Genomic DNA, 1,405 nt, shown 5'->3' with positions numbered 1-1,405 from the left:
GATCAAGTCCGAGATTGTGTGTAAAATCCCGTCTCTGGTAGACGTCACAAAATGTTCACAGTCAGGCGTTTAGGATATGGAGCTTAGCTTGTTGGCCTGATTCTTGCTGCTGTTTCTTCCACTGCCAGTACTCGTCCATATTCAGGTAACGGTGTCCCGTGGTCCAGGCTTCGTCGATTTCCATCAGCAGCGCCCCCAACAGCCGGATAGCGGATTCTCGGTTCGGAAAGATGCGAATCACCCGTTCTCTGCGCCGGATTTCTTCGTTCAGCCGCTCCACACCATTCGTCGTCCGCAGCCGGCGACGGTATCGGTCTGGCAGCGCCAGAACCGCCGTTACGTCGTCAAAACCGTCCTCCAGCACCCGCACGGCCTTGGGCGCTTTGTCAGCGAATTCCTCCACAAACTCATTCATCAGCAGTCGAGCCGTCTTCAGGTCTGGTGCCTCTAGAATCGCTCGTACACGCTTGTAGACGTCCTCCTGCAACGCTTTGGGGGTGGCATCCAGCAGATTTCTCATGAGGTGCGTCTGGCATCTCTGCCAGGTGCAACCCTGAAATTCGGTCTGGAGCGCCTTGACCAATCCGCTATGACTGTCTGACACGACCATGTCGACGCCCCTAAGATCTCGGCTCTTCAGCCAGGCAAAGAACTCTCGCCAACTCGCCTCCGATTCGCTGTTCCCTAGCATCAAACCCAGAACTTCCCGGTAACCCTTTTCGTTGATCCCCTCGGCAATCATGGCGGCTCGAGAACGTACTCGCCCATCCTCTCGAATCTTCAACACGAAAGCGTCAACAAGGACAAAGGGGTAGCGGTGCTCCCGCAGACTGCGGTTGTTCCACGCATGAACGATGGGATCCAGGCGCTTGCACAGGTCCGAGACAGTGGACTTGGAGAACTCCGTTCCGCACAGTTCTTCGGTGATTTTGGCCACCTTGCGGGTCGAGACGCCGTTGATCACCATCTCCATCAGCGCCAGGACCAGTGCCTGTTCACTTCGCTGGTACCGGGCAAACAGCTCGGTAGAGAACTGTCCATTTCGTACCCGGGGTACGCGCAGAGTGAGCCGGCCCACACGGGTGGTAAGGGTGTGAGGGACAGTCCCGTTCCGGTACCCTTGCCGCTCATCGGTCCGCTCATACGGTGCCGCCCTCAGTTGTTCCGTCACTTGGGCCTGTAATACCTGATTGAGCACCTGCTCGACGAGTTTCGCTACACCCCCATCCTGCTGAAAGAGGTCTTTCAAAGTTTCGTCGTTCAGGGTAATCTGGTATTGAGCCATCTTCTATCCCTCCTGGTGATGTGATTCTGACCAATCTCACATTCTACCAAAGAGGGTGGGATGGCTCATATTTATGCCCCGGGGCGCCATCCCTTTTTACACAGCATACCGGACTCTACT

Annotated in this window: 1 protein-coding gene; it reads right to left on the bottom strand. The window is 55.9% G+C overall.

Features of this window, described 5'->3' with window-relative positions:
* Positions 1–61: 61 nt before the first annotated feature.
* Positions 62–1,285 carry an IS256 family transposase gene (locus G463_RS0117345; protein WP_026976127.1) on the bottom strand — a complete coding sequence of 408 codons (1,224 nt, stop codon included), beginning with the start codon at positions 1,283–1,285 and terminating at the stop codon, positions 62–64.
* Between the last annotated feature and the right edge of the window lie 120 nt (positions 1,286–1,405).

It is taken from the genome of Alicyclobacillus contaminans DSM 17975 (genome assembly GCF_000429525.1).
In the GTDB taxonomy this organism is placed as follows: Bacteria; Bacillota; Bacilli; order Alicyclobacillales; family Alicyclobacillaceae; genus Alicyclobacillus_A; species Alicyclobacillus_A contaminans.
The sequence above is the reverse complement of the archived record's forward strand: the minus strand, read 5'-3'. Positions and strand labels throughout refer to the sequence as shown.